Source organism: Candidatus Vicinibacter affinis (genome assembly GCA_016714365.1).
Taxonomy (GTDB): Bacteria; Bacteroidota; Bacteroidia; order Chitinophagales; family Saprospiraceae; genus Vicinibacter; species Vicinibacter affinis.
In genome coordinates this window covers 482,048-498,437 of record JADJNH010000007.1, presented here as the reverse complement: position 1 = coordinate 498,437, position 16,390 = coordinate 482,048, and the positions used below count along the sequence as shown (strand labels likewise).

Genomic DNA, 16,390 nt, shown 5'->3' with positions numbered 1-16,390 from the left:
TTCGATCCTTTTAAAAAGGACCTGGTTTTGACTTTTTAGTTTTATTTTGGAAATATAATCCGTTATGGTAGGGTTGCATATTTGTTTGGACAGGTTGTCTCCATCCTTTACCTTTGCGATTTCAGTGAAACCTCATTATGAACTGGTTAATCAACTTCTTATTTAAGTCGTCCATTGGACAGAAGGTGGTCATGAGTCTTTCCGGACTCTTTCTCATCATTTTCTTAATTGTTCATTTGCTGGGTAATCTCCAGTTGTTGTCTGATGATGGAGGGATGTCCTTCAACACTTACACTTACTTCATGACCCATAATCCGGTGATCAAGTTAGTATCGTACCTTCTTTATCTGACCATTTTATTGCACACCATTCAAGGACTTAGTCTTTGGGTAAGAAACAGGAAGGCCAAGGGGCAGGGGTATGCAGTCACGACCAATACAGGCAGTAGTGCTTTTGCTCGTTACATGGCGGCATTTGGCATCATCATTTTTATCTTTCTGCTCATCCATATGTGGCAGTTTTGGTTCCAGATGAAATTTGGTAATCTGGACATGGTAAATTATCCTGGTAAAGAGCACAGCTATAAGGACTTGTATACACCGGTTAAAATTGCATTTGCTGAATTGCCATATGTAATTTTTTACGTCCTCAGCATGATTGTGGTTTCTTTTCACCTTATTCATGGCTTTCAGTCTGCCTTTCAGAGTCTTGGACTTAACCACAAAAAATATACTCCAGCCATTAAGGCGGTTGGATGGGTCTATGCCATTGTGGTACCTGCTGGTTTTGCCTTGCTTCCGATTTATATGTACATCATTCAAAATTCCTGATTCCTATGATTTCAATTAATGCAAATATACCCGAAGGGGCCCTTGCTGATAAATGGACTAAATACAAGTCCAAAGTGCCATTGGTATCACCGGCCAACAAGCGCAAGCTGGACGTTATTGTAGTTGGAACCGGACTCGCAGGAGCTTCGGCAGCAGCCAGTCTAGGAGAACTGGGTTATCATGTGCAATGCTTTACTTTTCATGACAGTCCCAGGAGGGCGCATAGCATAGCAGCCCAAGGTGGAATCAATGCCTCCAAGAATTACGCCAATGACGGGGACAGCGTCTACCGGTTATTTTATGATACCATTAAAGGTGGAGATTATCGTTCCCGGGAAGCAAATGTTTACCGACTGGCGGAAGTCAGTGGCAGTATAATTGACCAATCGGTAGCACAAGGAGTTCCATTTGCGAGAGAATATGGAGGCTTGTTGGAGAACAGGTCTTTTGGAGGCGTTCAGGTCAGTCGTACGTTTTATGCAAGAGGGCAGACCGGGCAACAATTACTAATTGGTGCTTATCAAGCGTTGAGCAGACAAATTTCTCTTGGCAATGTCAAGATGTACAATCGCCATGAAATGCTTGATTTGGTCATGGTTGACGGAAAAGCAAGGGGGATTATAGCCAGGAATCTATTGACCGGAAAGGTGGAACGATTTGGTGCACATGCGGTAGTTTTAGGAACCGGCGGTTATGGAAACGTCTTTTATCTTTCCACCAATGCAATGGGATGTAATGTTACCGCTGTATGGAAGGCAACCAAGCGAGGAGCCCTTATGGCAAATCCATGTTTTACCCAGATCCACCCGACCTGTATACCTGTGTCCGGTGATTATCAGTCCAAGCTTACATTGATGTCAGAGTCACTTAGGAATGACGGTAGAGTTTGGGTTCCGGCAAAGAAAGAAGATGCTGTGGCTATTCAGAAGGGTCAGAAGAAAGGAACAGATATTCCTGAAGCTGACAGAGATTATTTCCTTGAAAGGCGGTATCCGGCATTTGGAAATTTAGTTCCGCGGGATGTAGCTTCCAGAGCATCAAAGGTGGAATGTGATAAGGGTCATGGGGTCAGTCCTACCGGTTTGGCAGTTTACCTTGATTTTAGCGCAGCAATAGAAAGATATGGAAAGTCTAAAGCAAACACATTAGGGGTTCACGATCCTGATGCTGCTACCATTAGAAAATTCGGAGTGGAGGTGATTTCTGAAAAATACGGTAACCTCTTTGAGATGTATGAGAAAATTACCGGAGAAGACCCGTACGTATACCCCATGAAAATTTATCCTGCGGTTCATTATACCATGGGAGGACTGTGGGTAGATTACAACCTACAGACCAATATACCAGGATTGTTTGCCATGGGTGAGGCTAACTTTTCGGATCACGGGGCCAACAGGCTTGGGGCTTCTGCCCTGATGCAGGGACTGGCGGACGGTTATTTCGTTTTGCCATACACGATCGGAAGCTTTCTTGCCAACGAAATTCGGACACCAAAAATAAATACCTCGGCTCCGGAATTTGAAGAAGCTGAAAATAAAATTCGCTCTGAATTACAGAAGATTCTTGACATCAAGGGCAATCAATCCGTAGAATCCATCCACAGAAGGTTGGGAAAAATCATGTGGGACCATTGTGGCATGGCTAGAAATGCAGATGGTTTGACCAAGGCAAGAAAAATGATTCAGGATTTGAGAAAAGAATTTTGGTCCGATGTATTTGTTCCGGGTGAATTACATGAATTTAATCCTGAGTTGGAAAAAGCCATGCGCGTTGCTGATTTTCTTGAACTGGGAGAATTGATGGTAGTAGATGCATTGAACAGAAACGAATCTTGCGGAGGGCATTTCCGGGAAGAATATCAGACTGAAGAAGGTGAAGCGTTGAGAGATGATGAAAATTATTCCTACGTGGCAGCCTGGCATTGGACGGACCTGAATTCTGAACCAAGTCTTATAAAAGAACCTTTGGTTTACGAAGAAATAAAAATTGCTGCACGCTCTTACAAATAAGAGCAATACACGATACTAATTCAAAATGATTATAATCTCCATTTCAGGAGCCTGTATTGTCATTTCTGAAGCTAAGTTCAATTTTCTTTTTTGTTGGATGTATTGAGATGAAATATTGCATTGTTTATAACCTTCATTTTGATGAAAGGCTGGGCACCTGGTTCCCATCTGCATTTATAGTAGAACAGGATGAAGATGGCAAGTTGAGATATATGGACCGTGTGGCAAATATGGACACCCTCTCCACTTTTGGCAATGAATTGAATCAAACAGATCATGTAAAATTGATTGCGCTGTGTCAGGAATTGCAATATGAAAATATTGAATTAAAATTCACCAAGTCGTCCAAAAAGAAAACAACCTTGAAGGATTTGCTGGCAGATCAAAAATTAAAGATTCATATTTTCAAATGGCTGGATCAGAAAAAGGAAGAATTTTTCCGTAAACTCATTCAGGCTGATTTTATCCTTTGCAAAGAAATTAAAAGAAAAGTTCTGGTGGAAAATTTAAGATTGCATTCTCATCTTAAGCCGGTAGAACCAAAATTATTTTTCAAAAAAACAGCGGATGGTTTAGATTATAGTTTGCAGTTGGATTTCGAAGGAAAATATATTAATCCGATGGATTGTTCGATAGAATTATTGTCGAATGATCCGGGATGGATTTTAAGCAAAAATCATCTATACCGATTAGAAAAATTAAATGCATTAAAGCTTTTACCATTTCTCCAAAAACCGATCATTCAGATTCCAAAACATTTGACGAAAACATATTTTGAAAAATTTATTGTAGAGCTTATCGGGAAAGTAGATGCGGAGGTGGAAGGATTTGAAGTAATACAGGAGCATGAGATAAAAAAAGCATTTATTCAATCCTCTTATGATTTCATAAAGAGTGTATGGATGATGGAATTGTATTTTGATTATGGTGCGGTTGTTTTTAATTATGCGGACCCGAGAACCAAGCGGACCAAACTTAGCGTGGATGAATCAGGGGAGGTCAGTGTCCAGCAAAAAATTCGAATCCCTCATTCGGAGGATGCATTTGCAAAAATTTTGGTTGGCTTAGGTTTAGAGCTGGATTCGAACAAAAGGTTTTACATGGACGGAGGACCTTATGCTGTATTTGAATGGTTGATAAGGAATAAAACAGAACTCAGTGAAGAGATTGAAGTCCCTTCTCAGAAAGTGGATGAAATGGAATTGGTATTGGAGGAAGCAGGCATTGGTTTGTCCACTGAGCCAGGAAAAGATTGGTTTGATGTAAAAGGAGTCATCAGGATAGGTGAGGTAAGTATACCTTTTTCATCTCTTATAAAAAATATTCGTTCCGGTGAAAGATTTTATCCGATGAAGGATGGAAGGTTTTTTCTTATTCCTGAAGAATGGTTCAGCACCTATCATGATTTGGCAGTTTATGGAGAAGATGGTGATGATTATGTTCGCATGCCAAAGAGTCATTTCAATCGGTTTAGTGAAACAGAAGCAGAGCGGGTGGATGTTTCTGCTGTCAATCACGTTTCATCAAACAAGATCCAAACACTTCCGGCGGGACTTCAAGCAACTTTGCGTCCATACCAGATGGATGGCTACAGATGGTTGGTGGAGCACTATGAGCAAGGGCTTGGTGCCTGCCTTGCAGATGACATGGGTCTGGGTAAGACGCTTCAGACTTTGGCTGCTTTGTTTTATGCGCGTGAGCAATCGAAAAGCATAAAGAGGACAGAAAAAATAAAGGGGCAGCCGAGAGATTTATTTAATAATTTTTCAGAAGCTGAGGATGATCAAGATTTTTTGGCCCTTATCGTTTTACCTACTTCATTGGTTTTTAACTGGAAAAATGAAATTAAAAGATTTTGTCCAACCTTGAAAGTTCTTGAGTATATAGGAACTGACCGATTCCAAAGTGTCAAACATTTTTCACAGTACGATTTAATTTTGACAAGCTATGGAGTTGCGATCAGGGATTATAATTTATTGCAATCGATCCAATTTGATTATATAGTCCTTGATGAAAGTCAGAGGATTAAAAACCGAGGATCCAAAGCATTTAAATTATTATTTGGACTGCACACAAAAAATAAAATTTCATTAAGCGGCACTCCTATTGAAAATAGTTTGTCTGATCTTTGGTCGCAAATGGAATTTATCAATCCAAAAATTTTGGGTAGTTATGAATTCTTCAAGAAGAGATTTCTCAAACCGATGAAGGCAACAGGAAATGGAAGTTCCATTCATGAATTAAAAGAAATTATCCGTCCATTTATTTTAAGAAGGACAAAAGAGGAAGTTGCTTTGGATTTGCCGGAACTGACCGAGACTGTTTATTATTGTGACATGGAAGATGATCAACGGGCGATGTATGAGAAAGAAAAATCTGCTGCAAGAAATCTGATATTAAATATAGATGGTCAATCCATGCAGCAAAAATTTATGTTGTTGAGTTCGCTCACCAGATTGCGCCAAATTGCCAATCATCCAACGCTGGTAAATAGTGATGAAAATTTCACTTCTGGTAAATTTCAGGAAGTGACCGATTCTATTTTAACCATTGTGGGTAGTGGGCATAAGATTATTTTATTTTCCTCTTTTACCAAACATCTTGATTTATTTGAAGCATGGTTGGAGGAAAGTAAGATTTCATTTGTAAGCCTGACAGGTGAAACAAAAATGGAACAGCGTGAAAAAAATGTCAAAATTTTTCAAGAGGATGAGTCGGTAAAGATTTTTCTAATCTCCATTAAGGCAGGAGGAACAGGACTTAATTTGACTGCGGCGGATTATATATTTATACTGGATCCATGGTGGAATCCATTTGTGGAGAAGCAAGCCATAGCAAGGTCCCATAGGATTGGCAGACATAAACCTGTGCAAGTGTTGCGATTTATTGTCAAGGACAGTATTGAGCAGAAAATTCAGATTTTGCAAGAAGAAAAAAAGCAACTGTCAGAAGCATTGATTGATGAAAATGTAATGCCGGAATGGATCGGTGAATATCTACCGGAATTGTTGGCTTAAGTGATGCATTACACCTAATTATTCTCCATGATGAGATCTGCAACCTCTTGTCCTACCAAAGTACCAATGGCAACCCCCATTCCCCCCATTCTTACAGCCACCGCGACAGAGGGGCTGATCATTTCAATAATTGGGCTCTTTACAGGGCCAAGCCCCAGAATTCCGGTCCAATGATCTGTGACTTTGTAGGCAACATTCTGGAGTAGATGTTTCTCTGCAAAATCAATCAGATAATTTGTAATCGTAGTATTAAAATCCCAATCAAGGGTATTTTCACCAGCAGTATCCAAATGACGTCCACCTCCTATCAATAAGGAATCTCCTACATTTCTGAAATAGACATATCCTTTATGATAATGAAAGCAACCCTTGAGTTTTAAAGGAATCTCAGGTTTCAACATGAGTATCTGATTTCTGGCGGATTGAACTTCCAGTTGAGGCAATAACTGAGGAGCAAAACCATTTACTGCAAAAATCAATTTACTGCAATTGAATTTCAGATTTTCTTCCAGGGTTACACTGACCTGATGTCCCGAATCTTCCCAATGGGTTATGCAAGTAGAAAATAAAATCTTACCACCCAGGTTTAGAAAAATTTTAATTAACCCTGCAACCATTTTCATGGGATTCAGGGAGGATTCATGTGGAGTATAGATGAGCTGATCAAAGTTGGCCAGCCCGAAATTTTGAAGCAGGTCCGGCCTGAAGCTAAAGTAATCCTGCAGACCCGTATACCGGGCAATTTCTACATTCAGGTAATTGAGGTCTTTTTCGGAAATGGAGTTTTGTGTGTCGTTTGAATCAAAGACTTCGTATCCACCGTCCTCCATCAGATTTATGTCAATTCCGGCGGTTAGTTTAATCAGTGCCTTGATACCCTGGTATCTGCGGGCGAATAGACCAAAAACCTGTTCGGGCGACCTGTGTTCCAAATCATCTAAAAGTTCGGTAGGGCTCCCAAAGCATGCAAATCCAGCATTTTTTGTACTGGCCCCTTGCGGAAGTTTACCTTGGTCAATGATCAGAATTTTAAATGCAGGATTTTTTTCAAGGAGGTGAATTGCCGCATTGAGACCTACAATTCCACAACCCACCACCAGGATATCGAGATGGTTGAAATAATGGTCGCGTTCCCAAAAACTAAATGAAGGAGTTTTTGACGAGGAAGAACTGGTATCCATAAATTGATCAGCTTAGGATTTATTTTTTGCGATCGTAGTGGCAACAACTGTGGAGGGATTCATACGTCTCATCGTTGGCTCTGTACTTCGGTGTATCGTAGCCTGCAGCAGCAATTTGGAGTTGGATTTTATCAAGTCCTGTTTGCTTGGGATCAAAAGTAACGGACAATATTTTTGTTTTTTTATCCCACTTCGCCTTTTTAACTCCTTTGACGGCAGCAGCTTTTTCAATCGTTTTCTTGCACATGTTGCAATTACCCATGACTTCAAACCGAGCATTTTCCCAGGAAGTCTGTGCCATGAGGGAGAGGCTGAGAAAACAGCAAAACGAAACGAGTACTAAAAATTTCATCAGAAGATTTATGTAATAAACCTTTGAATGGTGGTTTGGGTTCAATTGCTTTTTTAAGTTGGGAGTAATTTATTTTAATTGAGGCAGTCACGTAAGTGATATTCAGCTAATTTTGTCCCTTATTCAAAATCTATGATTCAACGAATTCAAACCATCTGGTTGTTATTGTCAGCTGTGCTGTTTAGCCTTGCCCTGATGCCTTCCATATTTCTGGTCAGAACGGCCAGTCCCGGACCCGGTCCTTTTTCAGACAGCGTCCTTCAGTCTTTGGAGAGTCCAATCTTAACTTCCGGGGCGGTAGCATCTGCATTTTTGGCTTTGGTGGCCATATTTATGTTTAAGAACAGGACCAATCAGATTCTGGTGGCCAGTTTGGCAGGACTTACCCAGACTGGTTTGGTGCTGGTTTCATGCTTTTATATGCTGTACCGTTTAGGTAAATTTGAAGAAATGCGTATGGATGCCGGTATTTATTTTGGGCTTGCCGGTGTCTTATTTGTTTGGTTGGCCAGCAGAGCCATTCGGAAGGACGACGAAAAAGTAAAGTCCATGGACAGATTGAGGTAAATATTTTGAATAAATTCATTGAGAATTCAGCACAGACGATTATCTTTGCACTCCTTTAAATAAAATTCTTATGGCAAACCATAAATCTTCCTTAAAAAGAATCCGCCAGAACACGGTCACCAGAATGGCAAACCGTTATTATAAGAAATCTACGCGTACAGCGATCCTGAAATTCAGAGAGTTAACGGATGCGGCAGAGTCTAAAAAGTTCCTACCAAAAGTAGTGAGCATGATCGATAGACTTGCGAAGAAGAACACCTGGCACAAAAACAAAGCAAGCAACCTCAAAAGCAGTTTGATGAGGCATGTAGCCAAAATCGCTTAAGATTTAGTCTTAAACTTATATTAAATCGTGCAAGAATGAACTTCTTGCACGATTTTTTTTTGTTATTGTGGTCTGGGTCAAAATTTAAATTTATAAAATGAGGGTCGCAATTTTCAGAAAAGGGCATTTCAATGCAGCACACCGGCTTTTTAATCCCGCCTGGGATGATGAAAAGAACAGAGAGGTGTTTGGGATATGCAGTAATTCCAATTTTCATGGGCATAATTATGACCTTGAGGTTAAAATAATGGGAGAGTTAAATCAGGAGACAGGGATACTCATGCATCTGAAGCAACTTAAAGAAATTATAGAAACTAAGGTAGAGGTACGTTTTGACCACAAGAATTTAAATCTGGATTGTCCGGAGTTTATAGATAAGATACCTACTGCAGAAAATATATGCATTGAGATTTATAATATCATGCGAAAAGAAATAGCGCCGGAACTTGATGTGCAGATCAGGTTGTACGAGACTGCCAGAAACTATGTAGAGTACCCTGTTTAGCATGGATACTGCCAGGGTTTGTTATGAATTCTAAATTAAAGCGGCTGCACTACTAAGAGCGCAAAGATCTTTTCTGAAGTCTGAGCGTTTTGATCGTTTGGTTGTTGGATCCAATCAGTTTCACCATGTACATCCCATCCTCCAAAAAGCTGATGTCATAGCTTTTAAAATGCTGGGCAGAATAGCTGGTCACTTTTTTGCCCAAGATGGTATATAGTTCGACTCTTGACAGGCCGGTATTGAAATCAATTGTGAAAGAGTTGTAAGCAGGATTTGGGTACATTTTAATGACCTGATTGCTTACAAACCCTTTTGTACTCAAGGTTTTGTTAAACAAGTAATCAATTTTTAATTTCTTGGTGGTGTCTTCTTTTTCAAAAACCCAAAGAACCACATGGGCTTCTCCCTGCATCCCGCCATCAGCTATGTGCACATCAAGTATGATATTGGAATCCACCAAAAGTTTATTGTAGTTGTCTTCCGGGCATTTGGTCACAAAACTGGAATAACATTGTTCGCTGTCACAAATGTAGGTTTCCCATCCGGCAGGAACCAATAGATCTTCTCTTTCCCAGAGAATATTTAGGGTTTTTCTAGTTCTGTTGAAGAGCCTGTTGTGGCAATTTTGATCCGGAACCATGGGGTCGGCAATATATTGCAGCTTACAAGGGTTCATTTCGGCTTCAAATCTGGCTTGTCCATAAAGACTTCCAAAGCAAAATAGAAAGGCAACAAAGTATAAATTTTTCATAGTCGGCAATTACGTCCTTAATCAGGCAAATATAAAGCTAAAATCACGATTTGAGATTTTTTACGTGGAATTTAACATTTTGAAATAAAAAAGCCCCCTTGAGTGAACAAGGAGGCTATTAATTATTTAACGTATTTTCTTAGAATACAGTGATTTTCTGAGTTTGAATGCCTTTGGCAGTTCTCACTTCCAATTGGTATAAGCCTGATTCAAGATTTACCGGGAAGGAGAGCGTATTGAAACCTGAATTGAGGTTTTTCTCAGATCCAAGTACTGCAACACGTTTGCCGTTCATGTCATAAAGGCTGATCGCAGCTTTTGCAGACTCGGCCATTCTCAATTCAAGATTAATCTGGTCATTCACAGGATTAGGAAATACATTCATGGAAGAAATGATACCGGGATCCTGAACGTTAACGCCAGAAGCATTTTTCACATTTACGTCATCCAGGAAATATCCCCAACCACCACCGGCAGTACCTTTAAACCTGATCATTAATTCAGGGGTACCGTCGAAAGCAGAAAGATCCAATTTTTCCTGTTTCCATTGGTCAGGAAGTGGCAACCAAAATCCAGGAATGTGGCTGTTAACGATGTCAACAGACGGAACAGAAGCTAAGTCTTCTCCGGATTTGGAGTAAACAACCGACCAGCTGTCTCCGCAGTCAGGAGAAACTGAGATTTCCATATTATCGGTACTTCCAACACCATCTTTTACTGCATAAGCATAATTCCATTCCATCTGGGTTTTTACACCACCTGAAAGGTCTAACTTATCGATCACCAAACTGGCATTAGGTCCTACTCCACCGTCAGAGAATGCGAAGAATACGTTCCATATGGATTGTCCAAACCCACCCAATGGAGTAGGGAAGTTATTCCCCTGAGCAGCGCTGGCTCTGAAAATTCTCAGACCATTGGCAATAAAATAAGTAGTTGGAGACGCAGTTGTACCTGTACCTGTCTCAAACGATTGAGAAAGTGTAGTTCCAATGGTACCTGCTGGGAATGTCAGGAAAGAAGTCTGATCTTTAAAATTGTTGATCACATTCACATCCTTCAAAGCACCATTGTTGATTTTGTCAATATACATATTGAATGTAGCTGCACCGAATGCAATGGCTAAGTTATTGATGGTGTGTACTACTTTTTGGCCAGGCAATAGTATTCCGTTCCAGGTCACTTTAGGACGGGCAGCACCTGAATTCAATTGGATGAAATCTATTGACTTAATGGTATCCGTACCGGTAGAAAGATTTTCGATGGTCATTTCATAAGAAATCGTTGCATCGCAATTGGAAACTCTGTTTTTAACATTGGTCAGGGTCATGGCCACATCGTAATAAGGAGTTCCTTTTGGTTCAACGGCAAAGCTTTCAGCAGCCTGGATCACAGATTTTGCATCAGCACCAGAGGTGGCATTGTTTTGAACAAAAGCAACCACACCCAATTGATTTAAGGAGTAGATGTAGGCTGGTTTTGCAACTTTGAAAGTGATGGTTTTGGTTGCACCCGGCGCAATCGGATCCACCAATTTTGTTCCGGAAGCATTTGGTACCATTTTCCTCATTACGTTGGTAAATTCAGTTTCACCATTGGTAGCAGCTTGTTTTGGAAATCTAACGTCCTTTTCGGTAATGGCTACCTGAAGGAAATAATTAGTTCCGGTAAAATCAACAGCACTTACATTTTTAATGTTAACCGTGATTTCCAGCGTGTCTTTACCATTGTCGAGTGTAAGAGAATGCGCTACGCTCATTTCAATCGGTGAGGTTACAGCCAATCGGTTGTTGATAGGAGTAGGGTCCTGTACGAACAGAATCGGATGTCCATTTCCGTTGGTTTTACCATCTATGCGGCTGGAAGGTGCAGAATTGATTCCGTAGTAAGTATGTCTTGCCTGAGATTCAGTGGTATTGGCGGCATACATCGGATCTCCTGTAACAGGGATGTAAGACTGATACTTCAGTACCACTACTTTTTCACCAAATGATTCAAGGAGGGGGTCAAAAAGTGGATTGGTGGTTGCGCAGGGTGGGCAGGTTGCCGAAGTCCATTCTTCGATCAGGACCTTTCTGACAGCCTGAGCATTTACGTTGGTATTCATGGATATAAACACCAGAAAGAGAAATGCGGTAAAAATTCTATTCATATTGATTTGTTTTGAAGGTAAAAATTTAAGAAAAACTCTGCAATGATAGAAAGATTTAAAATTAAATGCAAGGAATTTAACAGTTTGGAAGAATAATTCTAAAGTTCAAACAGGCATAATAATATATGATAAATTAAACATATGTAATTAATTAAAAATTAATTTAATATAAAATATGTTTTTAACATATTTAAAGATTTTTACCCAAGCAATCAAGGACATACTTCCGGGATCAGAGAATGTTTGACAGAGAAGCTTTTCTAAAATTTTAAAATAATTGAAAAAAGAATCAATGGGCTTATCTCAATTATAAAGTTATTTTTGATCCTTATGTCGATTACAAGATGTCGAAGATTGCAATAATCGGAAACGGTATTTCCGGAGTTACCGCAGCGAGGTTTATCAGAAAAAATTCAATGCATGAGGTAGTCCTGATTTCAGAAGAGTCTGAATATTTTTTTAGTCGTACTGCCCTGATGTATGTGTACATGGGACACATGCGGTGGAAAGACATACAACCTTATGAGCGAGGTTTTTGGAAAAAAAATAAAATTGATTTGATTCAAGCTCGTGCGGAAAGTATCCAATTTGATAAAAAGTGCATCCAGCTAAATAATGGATCCACTGTGAATTATGATTATCTCATCCTGGCTACCGGCTCAAAGTCTAATAAGTACGGATGGCCTGGTCAGGACTTGTCGGGCGTGCGTGGCTTGTATCATAAGCAGGATTTGGAATATCTGGAGCGTTGTTCTTCCGGGATCCGGCGTGCGGTCATCGTGGGAGGAGGATTGATTGGGATTGAGTTGGCCGAAATGTTTCAGTCCAGGAATATTCCGGTGAGCTTTCTTGTGAGGGAGCCACAATTCTGGTCCATGATTTTACCCGAGGAAGAATCTAAGATGATCAGCCGGCACATTCTGCAGCATGGAATAGATCTTAGATTAAATAGTCAGTTGAAAGAAATAAATGGAGACGAAGCAGGAAAAGTCCACTCCGTTACACTTGATTCGGGGGAAGAAATCAAATGCGATTACGTGGGACTTACGGCTGGAGTGAGTCCCAATATCAAATTTATTGAGTCTTCTGAAATAGAAACTGACCGCGGAATTTTAGTAGATGAATACCTCCGAACAAACATCCCGGACGTATTTGCGATAGGAGATTGTGCACAACTTCGGAATCCACGCAGAGGAAGAAGAGATGTAGAGGCGGTCTGGTACACCGGACGCATGATGGGAGAGTGTGTTGCACAAACTATTTGTGGAGAGCAAAAAATTTATGATCCCGGCATTTGGTTTAATTCTGCAAAGTTTTTTGACATAGAGTACCAGGTTTATGGTCAGGTGCCATCAAAGATGACAGATGATTTGGAAAGTTTTTACTGGGCGCATGAAAATGGGAAAAAATCCATCAGAATCGTGTATGAAAAAATACAACAAACGGTCGTTGGATTTAACCTGATGGGCATTCGGTTCAGACACGAAGTGTGCGAACAATGGATACTGCGGAAATCAACTCTGGATAAGGTTTTGGAAGAAATCAGGCTGGCATTTTTTGATCCTGAATTTTATGAAGATTGCAGTGCAGCAATACTGGAAAACTATTGTAAAAAATTCGGAAAAAAAATAGAGGCCACAGCCGGCTGGCGTTTGGATGAGGCCAATCTTTTTTTAAATAAAAATAATCAAAAAACATGAGCACTTTTGGAATTAAAATTTTGCAAAAAGGGCGAAACAAAATGTGGTCAGTAGTGATTGGATTTTCCGGATTCCTCATGCTTGTTGCTGCAACATACGATCTGCTTCCTGTTGGTTTGTTTATTTTAGTCATCAGTCTTACTTTGATTTCATGTGGGATTATACTGTATGCTTATGAGGCATATCGTGACGTTCCGGAAGGGATAAAAAATAACCATAATTTTTTCAATTCTTTAAGTTCGAGAGGATGGCTTGGATGGCTTACAGGAATGGTGCTTACCGGATTTTATATTTTACTTTATTGGTTTCCGGAATATCTGGGTCAGGGAGACAAAAGTAATACCGGCCTGGTGGCATTCTTTGATCCACTGAGTCAGTTGTTAAAGAAGCAAAATGCCAGTCAGTGGTTTGTATATGGAGTATTGTACACCCTGGCTATCTTGATTATGGGTGTAAAATTTATTTGGAAATACAAACATTCCAAATACCAATTGATAAGGACTTTGTCTGTTATTTTTTTTCAACTGGCCTTTGCCTTTCTCATTCCTGAATTTATGCTAAGGCTTAACATGCCTTACAACGATTTTAAAAACATGTGGCCATTGAATTATTATTTTTTTGATGGCTGGCACTTGCAGGAAATGATGCAGAATGGCAACATAGGTTGGCTGATGTTGATTTGGGGAGTATTGATGATTGTAGTGGTGTCACCGGTCCTCACTTATTTTTTTGGCAAGAGATGGTATTGCAGCTGGGTCTGCGGATGTGGGGGACTTGCTGAAACGGCAGGAGATCCTTTCAGACATTTGTCGGATAAATCGATTGCTGCTTGGAAAGTAGAGAGGTATTTAATTTATTCTGTACTGGTTTTTTCAGTAGTCATGACTGCTGGGGTTCTTTACAGTTTTTATTCCGGAATATCAAGCATAGCCGGAGTCAATACAGCTTCTTTGAGATCCATTTATGGATTTTTAATTGGGTCTGCATTTTCGGGCGTGATAGGAGTAGGATTTTATCCTTTACTGGGCAGCAGGGTGTGGTGTCGTTTTGGATGCCCCATGGCGGCCATTTTGGGTATTCAGCAGAAGTTTTTTTCCAGATTCAGGATCACCACCAACGGCGGTCAGTGCATTTCCTGTGGAAATTGTTCTACCTACTGTGAGATGGGCATTGATGTAAGAGCTTATGCGCAGAAAGGTCAGGACATTGTTCGGGCTTCCTGTGTGGGTTGTGGAGTTTGTTCGGCCGTTTGTCCAAGGGGAGTGTTGCGATTGGAGAATGGCAGTATTGATATTTTTGACAGGGGGAAGAAGGGAAGAAACTTTAGTCAATAGCCATACTGAGCGAAGGAGTTCAATTTATTTAACCTTCTTAAAATTTAAAAAGGCAGTCAATTTTTATTGATGATATGGAGGAGCTTTTGAGACATCAGGATATTTTTTTTAAAGTTGGGATACATTATCCATTTTCCTACACTTTTCTAAGGTCTTCGGATTATATTTGCGCCAAATCTGGCCAAACAATTGACTTATGAACCACATGCCTTTTGATTACCTGCCGATTCTCCTTCAGTTTTTAGTAGCAGCCGCATTTGTGGTAGTGGTTCTGGTGGCCACTCACCTGTTGGGTCCTAAATCCAGCGGGGTCCGGCACGACAATTCCTTTGAGTGTGGTCTGGACAGTGTGGGCAATGCCAGGAGTCCTTTCTCAGTAAAGTATTTTATGACCGCCATCTTGTTTGTATTGTTTGATGTGGAGATCATTTTTTTGTACCCATGGGCGGTCAATTTTAAAAAACTGGGGTGGTTTGGATTTGCGGAAATCCTAGTGTTTTTAACCCTTTTGATGGCCGGTTTTTACTATGTCATTTTTAAGGGGGTGCTTAAGTGGGAGACCAAAGAAGAAAGAGAATAGAACAGAAACCTTTGAAATAAAAAATCATGAGTGCCGAAATAAAAATGGCTGAAGCGCCACCGGGAATTGAAGGGCAGGGATTTTTTGCCACCTCACTTGACAGTGTGGTGGGATTGGCCAGAAAGAACAGTATTTGGCCGCTTCCGTTTGCTACCTCCTGTTGTGGGATCGAATTCATGGCGACCATGGCTTCGCACTATGACCTGGCGAGGTTTGGTTCCGAAAGATTGAGCTTTACCCCCAGACAAGCGGATCTGCTTATGGTCATGGGTACCATTGCCAAAAAAATGGGACCTGTATTGCGTCAGGTTTATGAGCAAATGAATGAACCACGATGGGTTATTGCAGTAGGGGCCTGTGCGTCCAGTGGAGGCATATTTGACACCTATTCCGTACTCCAGGGTATTGATCGTATTATACCTGTGGACGTCTACGTGCCAGGTTGCCCGCCAAGACCTGAACAGATCATTGAAGGCGTCATGCGAATTCAGGATCTCATCGGAAAGGAAAGTATCCGCAGAAGGAATTCTGAGGAATACAAAAAATTAATGGACTCCTATTTTATCAAATAATGAGCGGAATTAGCCACGAACAGATTTCCAGTCATGTGACTACCCAACTTGGGGACGTCTTAACCATGATCCCGGATGAATATGGAATATTTACAGCCGAGGTTCCTTTAAATCAGCTATACCGGGTCGTGCATTTTTTGTTTAAAGATCCGGCCCTGGAATTTAACTTTCTCACAGACATCTGTGGGGTGCATTATCCTGATGATGCGGACAGGGAGCTTGCCGTTGTTTACCATATCCAAAGTATGAGGCACAACACCCGGATGCGTTTAAAAGTTTTTGTCCCGATCACCAAACCGGAAGTGCCAAGCCTCACCGGAATTTATGCCTCTGCCAACTGGATGGAGCGCGAGACTTATGACTTTTATGGAGTGCAGTTTTTGGGACATCCTGATTTGAGGAGAATACTCAATATGGACGAAATGGTTGATTTTCCATTGAGGAAAGAATTTCCGTTGGAAGATCCGCTTAGGGAGGATAAAAAAGATTATCATTTTGGCAGATAGACCAGTCAG

The 16,390-nt window shown here is 40.6% G+C and carries 15 protein-coding genes; 11 read left to right on the top strand and 4 right to left on the bottom strand.

The features are described from left to right. The first annotated feature begins 137 nt into the window (after positions 1-137). From IPJ53_16915 to IPJ53_16905, 3 genes are all read left to right on the top strand, one after another. Positions 138-830 (top strand): succinate dehydrogenase cytochrome b subunit, encoded by a 693-nt coding sequence (locus IPJ53_16915; protein MBK7800784.1) that lies wholly within the window; start codon positions 138-140, stop codon positions 828-830. A 5-nt stretch (positions 831-835) separates the two neighbouring features. Then, a complete protein-coding gene (locus IPJ53_16910; GenBank protein MBK7800783.1) occupies positions 836-2,839 on the top strand; it encodes a fumarate reductase/succinate dehydrogenase flavoprotein subunit in 2,004 nt (667 codons plus the stop codon). A 107-nt stretch (positions 2,840-2,946) separates the two neighbouring features. Continuing rightward, the gene (locus IPJ53_16905; protein ID MBK7800782.1) at positions 2,947-5,856 is read left to right on the top strand and encodes an ATP-dependent helicase; all 2,910 of its coding nucleotides are present in this window, start codon (positions 2,947-2,949) and stop codon (positions 5,854-5,856) included. A gap of 14 nt (positions 5,857-5,870) precedes the next feature. Here IPJ53_16905 and IPJ53_16900 read toward each other — a convergent pair whose 3' ends face one another. After that, the gene (locus tag IPJ53_16900) at positions 5,871-7,037 is read right to left on the bottom strand and encodes an FAD-binding oxidoreductase (GenBank protein MBK7800781.1); all 1,167 of its coding nucleotides are present in this window, start codon (positions 7,035-7,037) and stop codon (positions 5,871-5,873) included. A 19-nt stretch (positions 7,038-7,056) separates the two neighbouring features. Further along, a complete protein-coding gene (locus IPJ53_16895; protein ID MBK7800780.1) occupies positions 7,057-7,389 on the bottom strand; it encodes a cation transporter in 333 nt (110 codons plus the stop codon). A gap of 132 nt (positions 7,390-7,521) precedes the next feature. Between IPJ53_16895 and IPJ53_16890 the strand changes: the two genes are divergently transcribed. The 3 genes from IPJ53_16890 to IPJ53_16880 all read left to right on the top strand — a co-directional run bounded on the left by IPJ53_16890 (position 7,522) and on the right by IPJ53_16880 (position 8,786). Then, positions 7,522-7,956 (top strand): DUF4293 domain-containing protein, encoded by a 435-nt coding sequence (locus IPJ53_16890; protein ID MBK7800779.1) that lies wholly within the window; start codon positions 7,522-7,524, stop codon positions 7,954-7,956. A 70-nt stretch (positions 7,957-8,026) separates the two neighbouring features. Further along, positions 8,027-8,281 carry a 30S ribosomal protein S20 gene (locus IPJ53_16885; GenBank protein ID MBK7800778.1) on the top strand — a complete coding sequence of 85 codons (255 nt, stop codon included), beginning with the start codon at positions 8,027-8,029 and terminating at the stop codon, positions 8,279-8,281. Between the two features lie 97 nt (positions 8,282-8,378). After that, a complete protein-coding gene (locus IPJ53_16880; protein ID MBK7800777.1) occupies positions 8,379-8,786 on the top strand; it encodes a 6-carboxytetrahydropterin synthase in 408 nt (135 codons plus the stop codon). Positions 8,787-8,838: 52 nt separating this feature from the next. Here the strand turns inward: IPJ53_16880 and IPJ53_16875 are convergent, their stop codons facing one another. Together IPJ53_16875 and IPJ53_16870 are read right to left on the bottom strand one after the other, a co-directional pair. Continuing rightward, positions 8,839-9,537, bottom strand: coding sequence for a T9SS type A sorting domain-containing protein (locus tag IPJ53_16875; GenBank protein ID MBK7800776.1), 699 nt, complete (start codon positions 9,535-9,537; stop codon positions 8,839-8,841). A gap of 139 nt (positions 9,538-9,676) precedes the next feature. Further along, a complete protein-coding gene (locus IPJ53_16870) occupies positions 9,677-11,689 on the bottom strand; it encodes a T9SS type A sorting domain-containing protein (GenBank protein MBK7800775.1) in 2,013 nt (670 codons plus the stop codon). A 344-nt stretch (positions 11,690-12,033) separates the two neighbouring features. Between IPJ53_16870 and IPJ53_16865 the strand changes: the two genes are divergently transcribed. The 5 genes from IPJ53_16865 (at position 12,034) to IPJ53_16845 (ending at position 16,381) form a co-directional block, all read left to right on the top strand. Beyond that, positions 12,034-13,389, top strand: coding sequence for an NAD(P)/FAD-dependent oxidoreductase (locus tag IPJ53_16865; protein MBK7800774.1), 1,356 nt, complete (start codon positions 12,034-12,036; stop codon positions 13,387-13,389). After that, positions 13,386-14,723 (top strand): 4Fe-4S binding protein, encoded by a 1,338-nt coding sequence (locus IPJ53_16860; GenBank protein ID MBK7800773.1) that lies wholly within the window; start codon positions 13,386-13,388, stop codon positions 14,721-14,723. The genes IPJ53_16865 and IPJ53_16860 overlap by 4 nt, the downstream gene beginning before the upstream one ends. A 196-nt stretch (positions 14,724-14,919) precedes the next feature. Next, a complete protein-coding gene (locus tag IPJ53_16855; GenBank protein MBK7800772.1) occupies positions 14,920-15,303 on the top strand; it encodes an NADH-quinone oxidoreductase subunit A in 384 nt (127 codons plus the stop codon). A gap of 26 nt (positions 15,304-15,329) precedes the next feature. After that, positions 15,330-15,875, top strand: coding sequence for an NADH-quinone oxidoreductase subunit B (locus IPJ53_16850; GenBank protein ID MBK7800771.1), 546 nt, complete (start codon positions 15,330-15,332; stop codon positions 15,873-15,875). Continuing rightward, positions 15,875-16,381, top strand: coding sequence for an NADH-quinone oxidoreductase subunit C (locus tag IPJ53_16845; GenBank protein MBK7800770.1), 507 nt, complete (start codon positions 15,875-15,877; stop codon positions 16,379-16,381). Before IPJ53_16850 ends, IPJ53_16845 begins: the two co-directional genes overlap by 1 nt. The last annotated feature ends 9 nt before the right edge of the window (positions 16,382-16,390 follow it).